Genomic DNA, 509 nt, shown 5'->3' with positions numbered 1-509 from the left:
TCGAACTCGGTGTGCGGCTTGATCGAACCCGGCTTGCACAGCACCTGGCCGCGCTCGACGTCGTCACGCTTGGTGCCGCGCAGCAGCAGACCGGCGTTGTCGCCTGCCTGGCCCTGGTCCAGCAGCTTGCGGAACATCTCCACGCCGGTGACCGTGGTCTTCTGCGTGTCGCGGATACCCACGATCTCGATTTCCTCGCCCACCTTGATGATGCCGCGCTCGATACGGCCGGTCACCACGGTGCCGCGGCCGGAGATCGAGAACACGTCCTCGACCGGCATCAGGAACGCCTTGTCGATGTCGCGCTCGGGCAGCGGGATCCAGGTGTCCAGCGCCTCGACCAGCTTCAGGATCGACGGCACGCCGATGTCGCTCTGGTCGCCTTCCAGCGCCGAACGCGCCGAACCGGTGATGATCGGGGTGTCGTCGCCCGGGAAGTCGTACTTGCTCAGCAGCTCGCGGACTTCCATCTCCACCAGTTCCAGCAGCTCGGCGTCGTCCACCAGGTC

General features: G+C 66.2%; 1 protein-coding gene. It reads right to left on the bottom strand.

The genetic code is table 11. From position 1 onward, the window contains the following. On the bottom strand, positions 1-509 hold a 509-nt coding region (locus tag DT603_RS15910; protein ID WP_246191897.1), incomplete at both ends, for an EF-Tu/IF-2/RF-3 family GTPase.

This window comes from Pseudoxanthomonas gei (assembly GCF_010119615.1).
GTDB lineage: Bacteria > Pseudomonadota > Gammaproteobacteria > Xanthomonadales > Xanthomonadaceae > Pseudoxanthomonas_A > Pseudoxanthomonas_A gei.
This window is presented reverse-complemented; position numbering and strand designations above follow the sequence as displayed.